Source organism: Romboutsia hominis, from assembly GCF_900002575.1.
Classification (GTDB): domain Bacteria; phylum Bacillota; class Clostridia; order Peptostreptococcales; family Peptostreptococcaceae; genus Romboutsia_C; species Romboutsia_C hominis.
Map to the genome: position 1 here is coordinate 2,031,234 of NZ_LN650648.1, position 19,976 is coordinate 2,051,209.

At 26.5% G+C, this 19,976-nt stretch carries 18 protein-coding genes; 3 read left to right on the plus strand and 15 right to left on the minus strand.

Going from position 1 to position 19,976, the window contains the following annotated elements:
* From FRIFI_RS09890 to FRIFI_RS09900, 3 genes are all read right to left on the minus strand, one after another.
* Complete coding sequence (locus tag FRIFI_RS09890; protein ID WP_166505756.1) at positions 1 to 681, minus strand: hypothetical protein; 681 nt, start codon at positions 679 to 681, stop codon at positions 1 to 3.
* A 139-nt stretch (positions 682 to 820) separates the two neighbouring features.
* Entirely contained in the window at positions 821 to 1,585 is a 765-nt protein-coding gene (locus FRIFI_RS09895; protein WP_092924828.1) for a M23 family metallopeptidase, read from the minus strand.
* Positions 1,586 to 1,837: 252 nt separating this feature from the next.
* On the minus strand, positions 1,838 to 3,736 hold the full coding sequence (locus FRIFI_RS09900) for a glutamine synthetase (protein WP_166505757.1): 1,899 nt from the start codon (positions 3,734 to 3,736) through the stop codon (positions 1,838 to 1,840).
* Between the two features lie 332 nt (positions 3,737 to 4,068).
* Between FRIFI_RS09900 and FRIFI_RS09905 the strand changes: the two genes are divergently transcribed.
* Positions 4,069 to 4,845, plus strand: coding sequence for a 3'-5' exonuclease (locus tag FRIFI_RS09905; RefSeq protein WP_092924824.1), 777 nt, complete (start codon positions 4,069 to 4,071; stop codon positions 4,843 to 4,845).
* 24 nt (positions 4,846 to 4,869) lie between these two features.
* Here FRIFI_RS09905 and FRIFI_RS09910 read toward each other — a convergent pair whose 3' ends face one another.
* The 3 genes from FRIFI_RS09910 to FRIFI_RS09920 all read right to left on the minus strand — a co-directional run bounded on the left by FRIFI_RS09910 (position 4,870) and on the right by FRIFI_RS09920 (position 7,052).
* Positions 4,870 to 5,196 (minus strand): hypothetical protein, encoded by a 327-nt coding sequence (locus FRIFI_RS09910; RefSeq protein ID WP_092924822.1) that lies wholly within the window; start codon positions 5,194 to 5,196, stop codon positions 4,870 to 4,872.
* A gap of 89 nt (positions 5,197 to 5,285) precedes the next feature.
* Entirely contained in the window at positions 5,286 to 6,038 is a 753-nt protein-coding gene (locus tag FRIFI_RS09915; RefSeq protein ID WP_092924820.1) for an exodeoxyribonuclease III, read from the minus strand.
* A gap of 54 nt (positions 6,039 to 6,092) precedes the next feature.
* On the minus strand, positions 6,093 to 7,052 hold the full coding sequence (locus tag FRIFI_RS09920; protein ID WP_166505758.1) for a galactose-1-phosphate uridylyltransferase: 960 nt from the start codon (positions 7,050 to 7,052) through the stop codon (positions 6,093 to 6,095).
* A 293-nt stretch (positions 7,053 to 7,345) separates the two neighbouring features.
* On the opposite strand from FRIFI_RS09920, the gene FRIFI_RS09925 reads away from it, so the two are divergent.
* On the plus strand, positions 7,346 to 8,566 hold the full coding sequence (locus tag FRIFI_RS09925) for a pyridoxal phosphate-dependent aminotransferase (RefSeq protein ID WP_092924816.1): 1,221 nt from the start codon (positions 7,346 to 7,348) through the stop codon (positions 8,564 to 8,566).
* A 126-nt stretch (positions 8,567 to 8,692) separates the two neighbouring features.
* Here the strand turns inward: FRIFI_RS09925 and FRIFI_RS09930 are convergent, their stop codons facing one another.
* The 3 genes from FRIFI_RS09930 to FRIFI_RS09940 form a co-directional block, all read right to left on the minus strand.
* Positions 8,693 to 9,103 (minus strand): MarR family winged helix-turn-helix transcriptional regulator, encoded by a 411-nt coding sequence (locus tag FRIFI_RS09930; protein ID WP_242977249.1) that lies wholly within the window; start codon positions 9,101 to 9,103, stop codon positions 8,693 to 8,695.
* A 170-nt stretch (positions 9,104 to 9,273) separates the two neighbouring features.
* Positions 9,274 to 10,716, minus strand: coding sequence for an adenylosuccinate lyase (gene purB, locus FRIFI_RS09935; protein WP_166505759.1), 1,443 nt, complete (start codon positions 10,714 to 10,716; stop codon positions 9,274 to 9,276).
* Positions 10,717 to 10,803: 87 nt separating this feature from the next.
* Complete coding sequence (locus FRIFI_RS09940; protein WP_166505760.1) at positions 10,804 to 11,712, minus strand: tyrosine-type recombinase/integrase; 909 nt, start codon at positions 11,710 to 11,712, stop codon at positions 10,804 to 10,806.
* A 117-nt stretch (positions 11,713 to 11,829) separates the two neighbouring features.
* Here FRIFI_RS09940 and FRIFI_RS09945 point away from each other — a divergent pair, with 117 nt between their 5' ends.
* Positions 11,830 to 12,651 (plus strand): undecaprenyl-diphosphate phosphatase, encoded by an 822-nt coding sequence (locus FRIFI_RS09945; protein ID WP_166505761.1) that lies wholly within the window; start codon positions 11,830 to 11,832, stop codon positions 12,649 to 12,651.
* 155 nt (positions 12,652 to 12,806) lie between these two features.
* On the opposite strand, the gene FRIFI_RS09950 is transcribed toward FRIFI_RS09945, so the two are convergent.
* From FRIFI_RS09950 to recA, 6 genes are all read right to left on the minus strand, one after another.
* Positions 12,807 to 14,588 (minus strand): UvrD-helicase domain-containing protein, encoded by a 1,782-nt coding sequence (locus tag FRIFI_RS09950; protein ID WP_166505762.1) that lies wholly within the window; start codon positions 14,586 to 14,588, stop codon positions 12,807 to 12,809.
* Between the two features lie 170 nt (positions 14,589 to 14,758).
* Positions 14,759 to 15,040, minus strand: a complete 282-nt coding sequence (locus tag FRIFI_RS09955; protein ID WP_092924804.1) for a hypothetical protein — start codon at positions 15,038 to 15,040, stop codon at positions 14,759 to 14,761.
* A gap of 172 nt (positions 15,041 to 15,212) precedes the next feature.
* Positions 15,213 to 16,262, minus strand: a complete 1,050-nt coding sequence (locus FRIFI_RS09960; protein WP_166505763.1) for a DUF4179 domain-containing protein — start codon at positions 16,260 to 16,262, stop codon at positions 15,213 to 15,215.
* The gene (locus tag FRIFI_RS09965; protein WP_166505764.1) at positions 16,252 to 16,824 is read right to left on the minus strand and encodes a sigma-70 family RNA polymerase sigma factor; all 573 of its coding nucleotides are present in this window, start codon (positions 16,822 to 16,824) and stop codon (positions 16,252 to 16,254) included. The genes FRIFI_RS09960 and FRIFI_RS09965 overlap by 11 nt, the downstream gene beginning before the upstream one ends.
* Positions 16,825 to 17,015: 191 nt before the next feature.
* Positions 17,016 to 18,557 carry a ribonuclease Y gene (gene rny, locus FRIFI_RS09970; protein WP_092924798.1) on the minus strand — a complete coding sequence of 514 codons (1,542 nt, stop codon included), beginning with the start codon at positions 18,555 to 18,557 and terminating at the stop codon, positions 17,016 to 17,018.
* Between the two features lie 249 nt (positions 18,558 to 18,806).
* On the minus strand, positions 18,807 to 19,847 hold the full coding sequence (gene recA / locus FRIFI_RS09975; protein WP_092924796.1) for a recombinase RecA: 1,041 nt from the start codon (positions 19,845 to 19,847) through the stop codon (positions 18,807 to 18,809).
* Positions 19,848 to 19,976: the final 129 nt, after the last annotated feature.

Consider the following 19,976-nt stretch of genomic DNA (forward strand, 5'->3'; position numbering starts at 1 on the left):
TTATTTATTAGCTTTTTTACATTTATCTAAATATATTATATTGTCTTTTTTGCTTTCTAATACCTTTGTATTTTTATTTCTTAACTTTTTACTAGCATGATTAAATATATTATATGTTATATATATTTCTCCTATAAGAAATAATATATTTACTAACATCTCTAATGTTAATGTTATTTTGTAACTTTCGTTGCTATAATTTATTATAGTGTAATACTTAATAAATATTATAGCTAAAATATGAATATTTATTATATTTGAAATTCTATTAAATTCATTACAAAGATTATACTTTCTTATATTATTTTTTATAATATACTTACTATGACCATTAGCTCTTAGTATATCTGTGTATAAAGCACTTGCTATATCTTTTTTTAATAAATTACTAATAATTATAGCTACTAATATTCCTATTAGGATATATATATCATATGCATATTTTTCAAAGCTTGAATCCATATCTTTTTTTACTAAATGTATTATTATATATATGCAAGAAAATATTATTGCTGTAATGTTTAATCTATGTTGGCTTTTAAATGTATAAAGTGAATAAAGTATTCCTGGCACTATTAATAATATAGCTATATACTCTAGACTTTTCCATTCACTTATATAGCAAACCCCCAAAGGTAAAAGTATATAACAAAGCATATCTAATAGAAAATCTTTTTTCATGGCATCATCCCTTTTTAAATTTTCTAAATTTTCTAAATTTTTAACTTATAGATTAGGCTTATGTTTTTTGATTACTTTATTATAATTTATTTTATGCTAAAAAGAAGGGTATATTACCCTCCTTTTTAATATATTTAAATTATTTTATTACTCCATCAATAGGATTTGTAGTTTCTCCATTTAATAAAATCTCAAAGTGGACATGATTACCAGTTGAATTTCCTGTACTTCCAACTTCCGCTATAGCTTGTCCTTTTTTTACTATATCACCTTTATTAACTCTATTATATGAGTTATGTGCATATACTGTTGTCTTTCCATCAAAATGTTTTACCTTCACAACATTACCATACCCATTTTGACTACCAGAAAACTCTACTATTCCATCATCACTAGCTAATATTTCAGTAGACTTAGGAGCAGGTATATCTATCCCTCTATGAAAATTTGCTTTTTTAGTTATTGGATGTATTCTTTGTCCATATGCAGAGCTTATTTCATAATATGATTTTAAAGGCCATATGCCAGGTATAAAACTTAAATTATTTTTATCTAAATACTCTTTCTTCTCTTTCTCTATGCTCTTTTGGATTTGTATACTATCTATCATTATATTTTCTAATTCTTTTTCTAATGCTTTTTTGTTTTCTTGTAATGAATATTCTTTTTCTTCTACTAGATCCATATCTTCTTCTAAAAAGCTTATACTTATAACTTCTATAGATTCACTTTCTTCTTTTTTTAATTCTAAGTCTAGTTCATTTATTTTTTTAGATATTTCCTTTTGCTTTTGCTCATTTTCTATTAGTCTATCAATTTGTAATTCTGTTGATGCATGTACATTATTGTATGGCAAAATACATACTAATAAAATTAACATATAAGTAAATATATTTTTTCTCATTTTTTCACTCCTTTTAAAACTATTTATCAGTATTAACTATTTTTTACATTTTTATTACATTTTTTATTCAATTTAAGAATTATTGTTAAGTAATAAAGTAAACTTTCCTAATTTTTTATTATAAAAATTTACTTCACCTAAGCGACATGTAGATAAAATACTTTATGCCGTCAACGACTTTGTCAGTTGCTTAAAATATAATTTTTTGTATATAAAAAAGAGCTATTCTCTATTTGAGATAGCTCCTTTACTTTAGTAAATATTTTTTTTGTAATCTGCATATAGTGCTTGAATATCTTCTATATATCCATTTAATTCTAATTGTAACTTTGATACTTTTTCAAAATCATTAAATTCTATAGCTTCTTTTATTTCTGTAAATAGTGATTTTTTAGTTAATGTATCTTTCATAACTTTAAACTTTATATCACATATTTTATTCCATGTAACTTCATCTAAAGCGTCCATATTTTCATTATTATGTAATTTTACACAATTTCTTATTATTTCTCTATCATTTTGTATTATTCTATTATTTAATTCCTTTGTCCACTTGTCTATAGCACCTGTCTTAAATGAATCTATTATAGCTTCTGTGAATACATCTCCCATTTTTAACACGTCTACCTTAGATTTATCTATTTCTAGATTTCTCATATTTTCATAAACAGTTGCTGGTGGTACTGAGAATCTTTCATTTCTCTCTTCAATTGTATAATACTCAAATACATCATTTTCATCTCTGTATGATCTATTTTTTTCTAAATAAAAACTTTCTTCTCCTATATCTTTAGATATTTCTTTTTCAAGTTCCTTAGTTGTTAATTTACTTTTAGCTACTGCTTTTATTCCATCTAACATAGTTTGGTAACATCCAGCTACAACTAAGTATGTATTTGAAAGTGGATTTGGAGATCTTAGTTCAAATCTTACTGTTTTAGGGTTTTTAATATCTCTTACTAACCCTACTAATACAGATCTATTTCTTGATGGTAGTTTATAGCTATGACCTAGAGATGTAACTATACAAACAGGTGCTTCAAACCCTGGAACCAGTCTATTAAATCCATCATTAGTTGCCGTTACTATAGGATTTAATACTTCATAGTTTTTAAGGATACCCATAAGTGCTCCATAACCAATTTCACTTACATAATCTTTATTCATATCTCTTGGCGCAAATAAATTTTTTATACTTCCATCCTTTAATTTTGCACTAACTCCTACGTGAGTGTGTCCTCCACTACCTGCAACTCCATGTATAGGTTTTGCTTTAAATGTTACTTCAAGTCCATGAGACGTAAATACGTCTTCTATTATCTCCCTTACTAATAACTCATTGTCCGCTGTTTGTATAGGGCTAGAAAATTTCCATGATATTTCTAATTGCTCCATCGCGTGGTTAGTTTTACCATCTATACTTATAGAACTATTTATTCCCCCTACTTCTTTATGTGCCATTTCTGGATTTATTCCCATTTTTTGAAGTACTATTATTGACTTTTCTAGGCACGTTCTTATTATTCCATGTGTTCTTTTCCAGTACTGTTCTTTTAAGCTTTGAGATACCGATAATTTCTCTAAGTCAGCTTTATCTTCTGGAGTATTTACCCAAAACTCTAATTCAGTTGCAGCTGTTAGTATTATATCTTCTATATCATCTGCTTTTTCTATTCCTATATTATTTATAAGATGTGGATATTCCCTAAATAACTCTATTATAGAGTTTTTAAAATATTTTTCTGATTTTTTAAGTATTCCCCTTGAACAAACTTTTTTATTTTCATGTATTAAAAATGCAGGTATTCTAAGGGTACCTACAGGCAAATTAGTTTCTTCATCTATATGCTCAAAATTATAATCTATAAACCATGTACACTCTGTATCTGGCATTAAATCTACCTTAGCATTGTTTAATGTAGCAATATTATAAAGCTCAACACTTGAACCATCAGTTTGAACTGCCGATTCTAAGAAATTATCTATATCATCTAAAAACAATTCCATAGGTATTTTTTCATCAGTTGCATTTCCACCTAAGTCAACACCCATTAATGATACAAACTTTATATGCTTGTTTTTACTTAATATATCTCTAAGATTTTTTTCATTATGATTATCTCTTTCTATTGTATATAATAGTTTTTGCATTTAAGCACACTCCCCTATAAGATATGTATTTTGTACTGAAAAATATACACGATACCTAAAACTTTTATATTTTAATTTTTATAAATCGTTTTGTTCGTATTTTAATTTATACTTATTATATATTAAGCTTTTAAAGTTCGCAATATTTTTATTAATTTATATTTTAAACATATTCACGATATTACTTATTACTGTTTTTTATACATTTATTTAACATTTTTATCAATATAGGGTATACTAAAGTAAGATGTATTTTTATATATTAATACAAGTAATTTTATAATTTAATTATACATTTTATCACAAGATAAGATTATTAGGAGAGAAGTATTATGGAATATATAGTTTTTGACTTAGAATTTAATCAAGGCTTTGACAAAAAAATTAATAAGACAGTATCTAATGAAAAATGTCCTTTTGAGATAATTCAAATAGGTGCAATTAAATTAGATAGCAATTTTAATCTAATAGATACCTTTAATAGCTATGTAAAACCTCAACTATACAAAAAAATTCATCCTTTTGTTGGTAAAATGACTAATATCACTATAGATGATGTTTTAGATGCACCTACCTTTCCACAAGTTTATAAGGATTTTAAAAAATTTATTTCTACTAAAAATCCTGTGCTTTGTGTATGGGGAACTGGTGATTTAAAAGAGCTATATAGAAATATAAATTACTATAGTCTACCTTCTAAAACTTTGCCTAAATCATATATAAATATACAACATCACGCTTCAAATTACTTTAATAATCCCGCTGGAAAAAGTATTGGTCTTCAAAATGCTATTAATATATTAGGATTAAATCAAGACAAATCATATCATAATGCTTTAAATGATGCATATTATACTTCTCAAGTGTTTATTAAAATATATAATCCAAGTATAGTTCCTGATGTATATATGTATACTACAGTTAAAGCACCTTGTTCTTCTAAAAGAAGTCAAAAAAAGCAATTAGATTATGATAAACTATTCAAAGAATTTGAAAAACTTCTTGAAAGACCATTAACTCGTGAAGATAAAAAAATTATTGATTTAGCATATAAGATGGGGAAAACTGGCCAATTTTTAAGTGGTGAACCTAAATATAAAAAAAGATAGAGTATATACTCTATCTTTTTTTATTTAAATATTTATAAATAGCATCTTCATAAGCTCATACTGAGCAAATTCTACACTTTTTATTTCTTTACTTTCACTTCTATTTAGCTCTTTTTCTCCTATAAATACATCTTTATCACCTATATTGGCATATAGTTCATTTAATATATTTAAAAAGTCACATACCTTAACAGATTCTTCTTTTGACTTTAGCAAGGTTATATATTCATTCTCTCGATCTTCATATAAACACTCTATTCCATATAGTATATTATCTTCTTTTATATAAATAACCTCTCCGCCTAAAGATTCTCCTTTTTCTAATTTATGCTTAAGCTCTAATAATTTCATTTTGTCCCCCTTAATATAAATTTTTCTTATGATTTAATATAATCATGCTACTATACATTATATTAAGGTGATATAAAATTTATTAATAATTATTTTATGACTAATTCTATAGGACAATGATCAGATCCTAATATTTGTGTATGTATATCAGCACTAACTAATCTATCTTTCATATCATCACTTACTACAAAGTAATCAATTCTCCATCCAGAATTATTTTTTCTTGCATTAAATCTATAAGACCACCAAGAATATACGCCTTCTTTATCTACATTAAAATATCTATATGTATCTATAAATCCAGAATCTAAAAGTTCTGTAAATTTATTTCTTTCTTCATCTGTAAATCCTGCATTTTTTCTATTAGTTTTAGGATTTTTTAAATCAATCTCTTTATGAGCAACATTTAAATCTCCACATACTACAACAGGCTTTTTAGTATTTAATTCTAATAAATAATTTCTAAAATCATCTTCCCATTTCATTCTGTATTCTAGTCTTTTTAATTCACTTTGAGAGTTTGGTGTATATACTGTTATAAAGTAAAAGTCATCAAATTCTAAAGTTATTACTCTTCCCTCTTTATCATGTTCTTCTATATTTAACCCATAAGATACACTTAAAGGTTCTATTTTAGAAAATATAGCAGTTCCTGAATATCCCTTTTTTTCTGCATAATTCCAATATTGGTGATATCCTTTTAAATCAAGGTCTATTTGACCTTCTTGAAGCTTTGTTTCTTGTAAACAAAATATATCTGCATCTACTTCATTAAAGTAGTCTAAAAATCCTTTTGTTACACACGCCCTTATTCCATTTACATTCCAAGATATTAATTTCATTTATTCCTCCTAAGTTTATTATTGTATTTTTATATTACCCAGTTTTAATTATTATCAATCTATATTATTAAACCTTAATTTATTTGCAAATTCTGAAGGATTAATTGATGATACATATAGCCCTGTACTTAATTCAAATCCTCCAAAACTATATTTCCTAGGTATTATATGCATATGAAAATTATAATACTCATCACATTTTATTTTATTTGGATGTGTATGTATATATAGATTAAAAGGACTATATCCTCTTACCTTATATAGTTTTTTAAATAATTTTTCAAATATTTTAGATAATTCATCTATATGTTTGTCTTCCATGTTTTCAAATCTAATTTTGTCTTTTGATATAATTCTTATCTCACCGCTATATCTAGTGGCATAAGGAACTAAAGCTAAAAAGTATTTACCATTGTATATAGTTCTTTTAAATTCTTTAATTTCTTTATTTATTGTATCTTCATATAAAGATGATTTATTTTGATTATAATAATCCTTTGCTATATTTATTTCATTGTATATTTCTGGTGGTACAATTGATAGAGATATGATTTGAGTATGAGGATGATCTAATGATGCACCTGATTTTCTTAAAAAGTTTTTAAAAATACTAACATACTCTATCCCTTTATCATTTATTAAATTTTTATATCTATTTTTATACATCTCAAACATATGAATAAACTCTTCTTTAGTCATGTTATAAAAATTACCATTGTGCCTATAGGTATCTATCATTACTTCGTGAATGCCATATATGTCTTCTTTTTCATCATTTATTATAGGAAATTTATTATTTACAGATTTTACAAGCCATCCATTTTTATCACATACCTTATATTTTTCATCCTCTATAAATTCTTCATTTCCTCTACAAAAAGGACATTTTACTTCATACTCATTGTATATTTCCACTTCTTCATAATTTTTAGCTTTATCCATAGGCCTTTTTGACCTATCCTTTGCTACTATTATTTTATCATTATTCATGTTATCTATTATTAAGTTACTCATTTATAACACCTCTTAGAAATACATTCTTTATTATAAAAGCCTTATACTATTGATTTTACATTATATATCCATTTTTTTGCTACTTTTTTAATATCTTTAACTATTTGTGTATATTCTTATATTTATGTATACAAGATTTTTCACGCCATATATGCTACTATAATCTTGAAATTATAAATTGACTTTTTAAAGCTATCTATGGAAAATCTACTATAAAGCTTTATCGTCATAATATTATTTCCTATGGGCTATAAAATTGTCTGGTTATTTTAATTATATAGGAGGTAGTTTAAATGAAATATTCACAGAGAGTATCTGCTATGCAGTCTTCTCCAATAAGAAAGTTAGTTCCTTATGCACTTGATGCAAAATCTAGAGGAATTAAAGTTTATCATTTAAATATAGGCCAACCAGATATAAAGACTCCAAAAGGATTTTTTGAAGCAGTAAAAAACTTTGATAGTAATGTATTAGAATATGCTGTATCTAATGGTATTCCAGAATTAATAAAATCACTTCAAGATTATTATACTACATATGATATGCATTTTGATAAAGATGAAATACTAATTACTAATGGAGGTAGTGAAGCAATACTTTTCACTCTTATGGCAATATGTGATCCAGGAGATAATATAATAGTACCAGAACCTTTTTATACTAACTACAATGGCTTTAGTCAGTGTATAAATGTAGAAGTAAATCCTATAACAACTAAAGCTGAAAGAGGATTCCACTTACCATCTAAAGAAGAAATCACATCAAGAATCAATTCGAAAACTAAGGGTATATTACTTTCCAACCCAGGTAATCCAACAGGAACAGTTTATACGAAAGAAGAAATAGATATGATAGGTAAAATAGCTATAGAAAACAACTTATGGATAATAGCAGATGAAGTTTATAGAGAATTTGTATACGATGGTCTTTCATATACAAGTTTCGGTAATGTAAAAGAAATAGAAGATAGAGTTGTTATAATAGACAGTGTATCTAAAAGATACAGTGCTTGTGGAGCAAGAATTGGTTCTATAGCATCTAAAAATAAAGGGCTTATAGCACAAATATTAAAACTTTGCCAAGGAAGACTTTGTGTACCTACATTAGAACAAATAGGCTCAGTTGAGCTATATAAGACTCCAACTTCATACTTTAAAGAAGTTAATGAGGAATATAGAAGAAGAAGAGATGTTTTATATAATGAATTAATGAAGGTTGATGGTGTAGTTTGTAAAAAGCCTACTGGTGCATTTTATATAGTTGCTAAGCTTCCTGTTGAAAATGCTGAAGATTTCGTTATATGGATGCTAAAAGATTTTAATAAAGATAATGAAACAGTTATGGTTTGTCCTGCTGAAGGATTCTACTCAACAGAAGGCTTAGGTCGTGATGAGATTAGGCTTGCATATATATTAAATGAAGATGACTTATTAAAAGCTGCTTCTATATTAAAAGAAGGACTTGAAAAATACGTAGAACTAAAAAAATCTCAATTATCATCTGCTGATGCTTAATATAATTTCCTTGTATGTAAAAAAAGAGGTATAATTTTTACCTCTTTTTTATTTATTTTCATAATATAAAATTTTTCTTATATATTTATCTGAAGTTTTCTTGATTTAGTATATCTTCTAAAGTATTTATAGCGTCCTATATCTTTTTATATCTTCATCATTTAATTTACTTAATTTATCTTCTAGTTTTTGGCTTAACTTTTCCATAAAATCTGATGCAAGATTCATTCCCTTGTCTGTTATACTTATTAAATACTTTCTTCTGTCTGATAAATCTCTAGTTCTTATTACATATCCTTTTTCTGTTAAATCATCAACCATGCTAGTTAAACTCCCCTTTTCTATGTTTAACTTTGAACATAGATCGGTCATACTTATATCCCCATAGTTTTTGATAAACATCAAAGCTCTTAATTGCGTTTTATTAACATTTTTTATAGAAGAATATTCTTTTAAATATTCTAAATATAAACTTGAATATATTTTTGGAAATGTTCTTGATAAAAACGCGATTGTATCTGATACTACGTGGTTCATTTTGCCTCCTTAGATGTTTATATATATTTCTTTTTCTAACTATTAGTTTACATTATAAATCTAATTAAGACAATACTTTTTATTTTATTTTAAAATAATTTTATTATATATTTTTATTTTGTATTATTTTATATTAAAAAAGTACCATATAATATGGTACTTTTAAAAATTTATACGTGTAAGTCTATTGTCATTCCTATTTGCTCTTTAAACTCTTCTATTGCAGGATCTAAATATTCTTTTACAAATTCTACAACTTGTTCTGGAGCTCTACCTATGAAGTTTTTAGGATCCATTACAGATAGTATTTCTTCTCTAGACATTTTGAAAGAATCATCATTTATTATAAGCTCTATTAAGTTGTTATCTTTACCTTCTTGCTTTACTCTATAAGCTGCTTGCATAGAGTACTCTCTTATTATTTCGTGAAGTTCTTGTCTATCTCCACCTCTTTTTACAGCTTCCATAAGTATATTTTCTGTAGCCATAAATGGAAGTTCTTCATTTATATGTTTATTTATCATGTTTTCGTAAACTACTAATCCATTAGTTACATTTATACCTATTTCTATTATAGCATCTGCTGCCATAAATGCTTGTGGTATAGATAATCTCTTGTTTGCTGAATCATCTAAGCTTCTTTCTAACCATTGAGTAGCTTGTACTAATGCAGGACTTATTGATTCTGCTATTATATATTTAGAAAGTGATGCTATTCTTTCACTTCTCATTGGGTTTCTCTTATATGCCATAGCAGATGATCCTATTTGATTCTTTTCAAATGGTTCTTCTATTTCTTTTAAACTTTGTAGTAATCTTATATCATTAGTCATTTTATGCATACTTTGTGCTATACCAGATAATACACTTAACACTTGATAATCTAATTTTCTAGTATATGTTTGTCCACTTACTGCATAAGAAGATTTATATCCCATCTTTTCACAAACTAACTTATTAAGTTCTTTTACTTTTTCATGATCTCCTTCAAATAGACTTAAGAAACTTGCTTGAGTTCCAGTTGTACCTTTAACTCCTCTTAGCTTCATATTATCTATTCTGTAGTTTATATCTTCTAAATCTAGTATTAAATCTTGAGCCCATAATGTAGCTCTTTTACCTACTGTTGTAAGCTGTGCTGCTTGGAAATGTGTAAATCCAAGTGTTGGAACGTCTTTATACTTTAATGCAAACTCTCTTAAGTTGTTTATTAAGTTTACAAGCTTTATTCTTATAAGTTTTAAAGCCTCATCCATTTGTATAACATCTGTATTATCTCCAACATAAGCTGAAGTAGCACCTAAATGTATTATACCTTTAGCGCTATCACATTGAAGTCCATATGCCTTTACATGACTCATTACATCATGTCTTACTTCTTTTTCTATCTTTCTAGCTTCATCAAAATTTATATTATATATGTTAGCTTTTAATTCTTCTATTTGTTCATCAGTTATATTTATTCCTAATTCCTTTTCACCTTCTGCAAGTGCCACCCATAACTTTCTCCAAGTTGAGAATTTAAATTGTGGAGAGAATATATAGCTCATATCCTTGCTACAATATCTATCTATTAAAGGGTTTTGGTATGTACTATATTTTTTATCTATCATAATTTTTCGCACCTTCCTTAAGTTGTTATATAATAATTATATAAAATATTACGAACCATAACAAGTTTTTTTTTATTTATGTTCATTTTATTTGTTATTTAACGTAAGATTTTCTTTTTGCATCATATAATCTATACTTTCACTATCAACAAAATTTAATACATATTTATACCTTATAGCATAGTATTTATCACTCCAACCTAATTGCTTCTTTATATCAGATTCATTAGCACCTAGTCTTAGTGCTATAGCAGCATAAGAGTGTCTAAAATCTTTTGCAGAATATTGGCAAAGCCCAGCATTATCTAACGCTTTTCTAACTATTAATCTGACATTTCTATCGGTTATAGAATTACTTTTTTGAGTTGTAAATACAAAATCTTCTGTAGGCATTATAACCTCTGATAATCCAGAATAATTTCTGTAATCCTCTAATAGCTTAAAACAATATGGATGTAATTTTACTATCCTTTCTTTTCTTTTTTTGCCAAGTCTTACATAGTGGTTATCTTTTTCATCTACCATAAGATCTTTCCATTTTAAACTAACTACTTCATTTAATAAACATCCTGTTGTTACTAAAAATACTATTATAGCTCTATCTCTTATAGTTAACTTATATATGGAATCTACTAGTTGATTTATTTCTTGAATACTTAACACATCATCTTTAGTTTTTATTCTAGTTACTTCAGGCTTTTCTACATATCTAAATGGGTTTACTTCTATATATTCTTCTTTCATTAAAAAATTATAGAAACTATGTAAATAACTATATATCTTTTCTGATGTTGACTTTGCATAGTTTTCTTTTACATTATCGATAAATTTTTGACAATCTTCTTTATCTACATATAAGAGTTCTTTATCATCTATAAACTCTTTAAATGCTATTATTTTTGATAAGTAATCATGCCTAGTTGCTGGGTTAAGTTTTTTCGAAAAGTTTTTAAAAATCTCATATTCATAATCATCTAATTCTATAATTTTATTCATATATTTATCCTTTCATTTCATATATTATATTTAGTTGACACCTTATAATTTTTATTGGTATACTCTAAGTTGACGTTAATTTAGTATATTAAAATTTTATGTTGGAGGAACTTTTTAATGGCAAATTTAATAGAAATTTTCAAAGCCGTAATACTTGGTATTGTCGAAGGTATAACTGAATGGTTACCTGTAAGTAGTACTGGCCATATGATACTAGTAGATGAATTTATGCACCTTAATTTTTCGGATACTTTTGTAAATACATTTTTAGTTGTAATACAACTTGGTGCAATACTAGCAGTCATTATCATATTCTTTAAAAAACTAAATCCTTTTGATAGTTCAAAAACTTCTATTCAAAAGAATGAAACAATAAGCTTATGGCTTAAAGTTATAGTAGCTGTTTTTCCATCTGCAATATTAGGATTTTTGTATGATGATAAAATAGAAGCAGCTTTCTTTAATGCTACAACAGTTGCTATTGCACTTATAGTATACGGTATAATCATGATACTACTTGAGAATAGAAATAAAAAACCTAAGTATAATGATTTCTCTCAAGTAACTTATAAGTTAGCTATCGGTATAGGTTTATTCCAGTGTTTAGCTTTAATACCTGGAACATCTAGATCTGGATCTACTATAATAGGTGCAATACTTCTTGGTACATCTAGATATGTAGCTGCAGAATTTTCATTTTTCTTAGCTATACCTACTATGCTTGGGGCTAGTGCACTAAAACTTGCTAAAGCTGGTTTAGCATTTAGTGGACTTGAGTGGGTTGTACTTCTAACTGGTTCTATAGTGGCTTTTGTAGTTTCAGTATTTGTTATAAAGTTTTTAATGGATTATATCAAAAAGCACGACTTTAAAGTATTTGGATACTATAGAATAGTCCTAGGTATAATAGTTTTAGCTTATTTTTACCTTATAAAATAGTATCTTTATAAATTTTATATAAATATAAAAGTCTTCATTTGATTATCTAAATGAAGACTTTTATAATGCATATTAAACCTGATAATACTCTTATAATGTTTATAATGTTTTATTTACTATAAGAAAATACTTATGTTTTTCTTATAGTTTCAAACTTATATATTTGATTCTATAAGAAGTTTTATTATATCACTAGATTCTTCATTAAATGCAGTTATTATAGTCAAATCATCACAAGCTCTATTTATAGCCGAATATACTTTATTTAAATCTCCTACAAAATCGTTTATTTGATAATCCTGACTTCTATCTATTATTTTATGATTGTATAACATTTCTAACTCACATAATATTAAAGCTTTGTATTCTAAATTACTCATATTATAAATATTAGAAATGGTTATTCCAAACTTTTCACTCATATTAGTTAAGTCTTCATCTGCACATATATAAGGTATTTCTGCTTCATCTAATGCCTTTCTTAGCATATATTGGAAGTATATCATTTTTCCACTTTTTAATTTCTTTTTATTGTATGGATATACTATTCCTATATCACTATAATTTAATCCTTTATCTTCTACTAAATGCTCTATCTCCCATATTACAGAGCTTATTTGTTCATCTAAATCACTAACTTTTATTATATCTACAGATTTACCTTCTTCTCTTTTAGATATACTTTTATAAAATTCATTATAAGTTTTATTTTCTCTTAAAGAATGTATATAATTATTTGCATTTTCAGAGAAATTATTTACAAATTCCACTAATCTTTTAGTTTGTTTATAATTATCTTTTAATTCTATTATTTCATCAAACGCTAGATTGTTTACATTGGGTTTGAATATGTTTAAATCATTACTTATATTTGAACTCTCACATGAATACACATTGAATATGTGTTTAGTTTTATATAAGAATTCTTTTAAGAAATATATTTCCTCACTTGAATACTGTTCGCCTTTATCTACAAATATTCCTTTAAACATCTTCTTATTTTTTATTATATTTTTAGCTTGCTTTATAAGGTTTTCAAAAGCTTTTTCATAGTCCTTTTTTAATAAACTATAGTTTATTACTAAATTGTATTTTTTAGCTAGCTTAAATATAAAAGAGCTATATGTATGTATTTCTAAATTGTTATTATTTTTATATAATAATTTAACCTTTTCTCTAAGCTCATTACATCCTTGTTTTGATGGTGTTATTATTAAAAATTTATGATGTGGATATATTCTAGCTAATTTTATAGCTCTAGATAACATTATTGCTGTTTTACCAGTACCTGGTGCTCCTTTTAAGAGTATATCACCATATTTTATAGATATACTTTTAATAAGCTGACTTTGATTTAGCATAGTCGCACTATACTCATAGTCATCACTATAAAAAGATATCTTTTTAAAATTTTTATTTAAGTGATATTTACTATTAAGTAAATAATACTCAGGGCATACGTCCATCATAAATAAATTTAATGTTACTTCATTATTTGATTCTTCTAGGTAATTATCTAGTAGTTTTTTATCATTCATTATTTCTTCAAGTTTACTTTTGTCTATTATATGTTTATATATAAATTCGCTAAATCCATAATCTTCTTCTATATCTACATATGGCATAACAAAAACATAATTATATTTTATATCACTATGAGACTGCTTCATTTTTAAACTTAACAGGTCATTTTCTTCACTCATAACCTCTAATAGGTCTTCTTCTAGGATATAGAATATATCTTCTGTTGTATCCATAAATTTTATAAATAGCGCTTTATTGTCTTTTATATATAACATATCTGTATTGATCCCTTTAAATGGTGTTACTTTAGGTATTATTTTTACATCTCTTTCTATATTTTCATAGAATACTTTTTCTACTTCTTTTATTTTTAAAGCATCTAGTTCAGAGTCAATATTTATGTAATTTTTCACCTGATATTCCCCCTCGCTTACTAATAATTATAGCATTTAAACTTATAATTTACTATATTTACTATGTATTCTATAAACTTCTTAATTTATATTAATTTAATTATATAAATTGTATCATTATATTATAGTTTTTACAAAAATAGGGAAGTTTATAACTCCCCTTAAAATTTTTAATGTCTATAATGTTCTTCCATCCAAATATTCATTTTTCTTCTTACTTCATTTTCTTTTACTTCATCAAAATAAGCATCATCTATATTATAAGTATCTACTAGATTGTATGATTCTATAGGGTATTCTAAAAAGTTGCCATTTTTATTTATAAATCCTATTGTCATTATTTCATAATTATCTTCATTTTTATTAAGAACTACTCCATATTCAACTTCTTTTTCTTTATCATTAACTTTAGTCATTTTTACATACTGATTTTTTGATAATTGTTTTAGCATACTAGCACTCCTTTTATTTATAATAAACTTACACATATTTAGTATTTCCAATTTTCTTGCTTATATTTAATCTTTATATACATAAGTATTGTACTATATTGTATTTTTGTTTCTTTATATAAAAAAATGCATACTTATAAAATTTTAAGTATGCACTCTTTTTAAAGCTATATTATTTTTTTAAGTTTATGACTTCATCAAGTACTACATCACTACCTATTTCTTCGTATGTTCCTGGTTGTGATTTTAACTCTTTATATTTAGGTTTTTCTATCACTACTCTAATGTTTTTGCTATCTTTTGGTGATTGTAAATAAGTTTTATCACCTTTATTATCATTATCTGCTGTAGACTCTGATTGTTCTAGTTTTTTTCCTTTGTCATCAAATACTGTCATTCTATATTCATCCCACGTACCTTTTTTGTAAGAATTTTTGATTATCATATCAAAAGGTGTTATAGAAATTGAATTAACTTTTACAAAATCATTTTCAACATTTTCTAAATTTATAATATTTCTTAATTCTTTATTTACTTTTACTGGAATGTTAAAAGCCCAAGTTCCCCAAGTTACATCATCTTTATCACCTTCATTTATAGCATAGTTATCTATAACTTTTAATTTAGTCTTAAATGTAAATTCATTTGGTACTTCTTCTTTTATTTCATTTATTTTATATTTTTGTACTCCAACAAATGTATACTCATCAATAAATTTTCCTTCTAACCCTGCAAATCCAGTTGAATCTAGTTCTTTATCACTAAAGCTAACTTTATTATAAGCTTCTTCTATTATTAATTGATTCATATCTAGTTTTTTCCCATTTCCCCAAGAAGTATATTTAAATGGTTTTTCATTTTCAACTACATAAGTTATATATAATGATTGCCCATCGCATACAACTTCTGAAAGTGTAACCCCTATCCCATTTGAATATGCTGTTTCATTAATAGCTGTAGAATATTGAGAATAATTTCCTGGGAAGTAAATATTTTTTTCTATTGCTTCAAAAACATTACCTACAAAAGGTATTTTAGATGCTAACGCTGGGTTTAAAGCTCCTAGTGTAAGTATTCCAACTAAGCTTGCAGCAGCTATTTTAGGCAAATTATTTCTTTTATGATTTTTATTTTTCTCTTTTAATGCCTTTGATACTCCCTTTTCTATAGCTTCATCTATATCTAAAGGTATATTTATATTATCATATTTCTTATTGCTCATTTATCTCGCCCTCCATTAATATTTCCTTTAGTTGCTTCTTTGCTCTTCTCATATGGCTTTTAACTGTATTTATTGGTATATCCATATTTTGAGAAATCTCTTCAATAGTCATGTCATTAAAGTACTTTAAAATAATAACCATTTTGTATTGCTCTCTTAAACTATCTATTGCATCATATAAATCTAATTTTTCTTCTATTGAAATTTCCTTTGCTTTTTCAACTATATTTGCTTCTTCTTCTATGTAAACTATCTTGTCTTCCTTCTTTGAATAATCTATAGCTACATTTATTAGCACTTTTGTTATCCAAGTTTTAAAAAATTTTGGTTCACTCAATTTATTTATATTTAATAATCCCTTGTAAGTAGTCTCTTGTAATATATCTAAAGCTTTTTGCTCATCTTTTACGTAACTATATGCAATTTTGTAAAGAGATGCTTTATGAACTTTCATCAATTCTGTAAATGCTTTTGAGTCCCCTTTTATAGCCTTTTTAACTAGCTTTATATTAGACTCTCCTTTTTTTCTTCCTTGCCAAGGCAATGTTAATACATTTCCCATATGTTCCTCCTTTTTTTCAATGTGCCATGACACAAAATGTATACAACAATTAGACTGACATAAATACTAAAAAGTTGCAAATTTTTATATTTTTTATAAATTTATATATGATTAGAAAATTTAAATATTAATAAAGGGCTCTAATACTAACTTTTATACAAATAAAAAAAGAGAGTAAATTACTCTCTTTTTTACTTAGCATATTCAATTGCTCTTGTTTCTCTTATTATACTAACTTTTATTTGACCTGGATATTCTAATTCATCTTCGATTTTCTTAGTCATATCACGAGCTAATAAATGTATATCTTCATCGCTTACATTTTCAGGTTTAACCATTATTCTAACTTCTCTACCTGCTTGTATAGCAAACGATTTTTCTACACCATCATAAGAGTTTGCGATCTCTTCTAGCTTTTCAAGTCTCTTTATATACGCCTCTAATGTTTCTCTTCTAGCACCTGGTCTTGCTGCTGATATAGCATCTGCCGCAGTTACTAAAACAGCTTCTATTGTTTGAGGTTCATAGTCTCCATGGTGAGTACTCATAGCATGTATAACTTCTTTAGATTCTTTATATCTTCTTAATAAGTCCATACCTATTTCTACATGTGTACCTTCCATTTCATGGTCAACAGATTTACCTATATCATGAAGTAAACCAGCTCTTTTAGCTAATTTTATATCAGCTCCTATTTCAGCTGCCATTATACCTGCTATATGTGCAACTTCAATAGAATGTTTAAGTACATTTTGTCCATAACTAGTTCTGTAGTTAAGTCTACCTAATAGTCTAATTAACTCTGGATGAAGTCCGTGCACTCCTGTTTCAAATGCTGCTTGTTCCCCATATTCCTTAATTATATTATCTACTTCTTTTCTAGCTTTTTCTACCATTTCTTCTATTCTAGCTGGATGTATTCTTCCATCTGCTATTAGCTTTTCTAAAGCTATTCTTGCAACTTCTCTTCTTATAGGATCAAATCCTGATAAAATTACAGCTTCTGGAGTATCGTCTATTATTAAATCAATTCCTGTTAAAGTTTCTAGAGTTCTTATATTTCTTCCTTCTCTACCTATTATTCTACCCTTCATTTCATCATTTGGTAAATTAACTACTGTAACAGTTGTTTCTGCAACATGGTCTGCTGCACATTTTTGTATAGCATAACCTATTATTTCTCTTGATTTTTTTTCAGCTTCTTCCTTAGCTTGAGATTCTATCTCTTTTATCATTATAGACATTTCACGTCTTACTTCTCTCTCAGCATTAGTTAATATTATCTCTTTTGCCTTATCAGAAGTTATACCTGATATGTTTTCTAATTTTTCAAGTTGCTTTACTTTTATTTCTTCTACTTCTTCTTCTTTTTTTGCTACATTTTTAAGCTTATCACTTAAACTATTTTCTTTTGATTCTAGGTTATATAATTTCTTATCTAGAACTTCTTCTTTTTGTATTATTCTTCTTTCGTATTTTTGTAAGTCATTTCTTCTTTCTTTGTTTTCTCTTTCAGCTTCAGTTCTCCACTTGTGGATTTCTTCCTTAGCTTCTAGTTGCTTTTCTTTTTTAATAGTTTCTGAGTCTCTATTTGCTTTATCTATAATTTCTTTGGCTAAGCTTTCTGCTTGTCCAATTTTAGTCTCAGATATATTTTTTCTTACAAAATATCCAGCTATAATACCTATTGCTGCCCCTATCAAAAGCATTACTACAGTCTCTATGACATCCACCTCCTTTAGTTAATATCCCAAAATGTCACTTCTAAGATTTTAATCGTTAAAGTACAATCATAACTATGATATACGTTTATAAACTATAAGTATTTTCATAATCTATGTTGTAATAACAACAAAATACCTTTATTTATATTTATCTAAGAATATTTATATATAGAACTAAATTTAGATATTTTATTTCTCTTTAATTTTATAATTTTTTCTAACTCATGTCAAGTTAATAGGAGGTGTATGTTTAAGTTATTATTGCTTATCTATTTCATCTTCTAATGGTGCATTTTCTTTATTTTCATCTAATTTGTAGTGTGCTCTTACCTTCTCATCTATTTCTGCTATTAAATCAGGATTATCTGATAAGAATTTCTTAACATTTTCTCTACCTTGTCCTAATTTTATATCATTATAGCTATACCAAGCTCCTGACTTTTTAACTACATCTATATCTGCTGCTATATCTAATAAATCTCCAACCTTAGATATACCTTCACCATACATTATGTCAAACTCTGTTTGCTTAAATGGTGGTGCAACTTTATTTTTAACTACTTTTACTCTTGTTCTACTTCCGATTACTTTATCGCCTTGTTTTATACTATCTACTCTTCTAACATCAAGTCTTACAGATGAGTAGAATTTAAGCGCACGCCCACCTGTTGTTGTTTCTGGATTTCCAAACATTATACCAACTTTTTCTCTTAATTGGTTTATAAATATTGCAACACAATTAGATTTTTTTATTGAACCTGTTAATTTTCTAAGCGCTTGAGACATAAGTCTAGCTTGAAGACCAACGTGAGAGTCTCCCATGTCCCCTTCTATTTCAGCTCTTGGAACAAGTGCTGCAACTGAATCGACTACTATTATATCTATAGCTCCACTTCTTATAAGTGCTTCTGCTATTTCTAGTGCTTGTTCCCCTGTATCTGGTTGAGATATTATTAAGTTATCTATGTCAACTCCTAATGCTTTTGCATATACTGGGTCAAGTGCATGTTCTGCATCTATAAATGCTGCTATTCCACCTTGTTTTTGAGCTTCTGCTACTGTGTGAAGTGCAACTGTTGTCTTACCTGAAGATTCCGGTCCATATACTTCTATTATTCTTCCCTTTGGTAATCCACCTATACCAACTGCAATATCTAGCCCTATTGAACCTGTTGGTATAACATCTATATTCATAGATGTAGCTTCTCCTAATTTCATTACTGACCCTTTCCCAAAGTCTTTTTCTATTTGACCTAACGCTTGGTTAAGTGCTTTTAATTTATCTTGTTCTATACTCATTTATATCCATCCCTTTCTTTCGCTTTTTACAAACATTTGTTCTGTAATATAGATTATATACTAATTTTTAATTACAGTCAATTAATAAAAATTTGTTTTTACATTTATATTATTTTCCTATATTAAAAT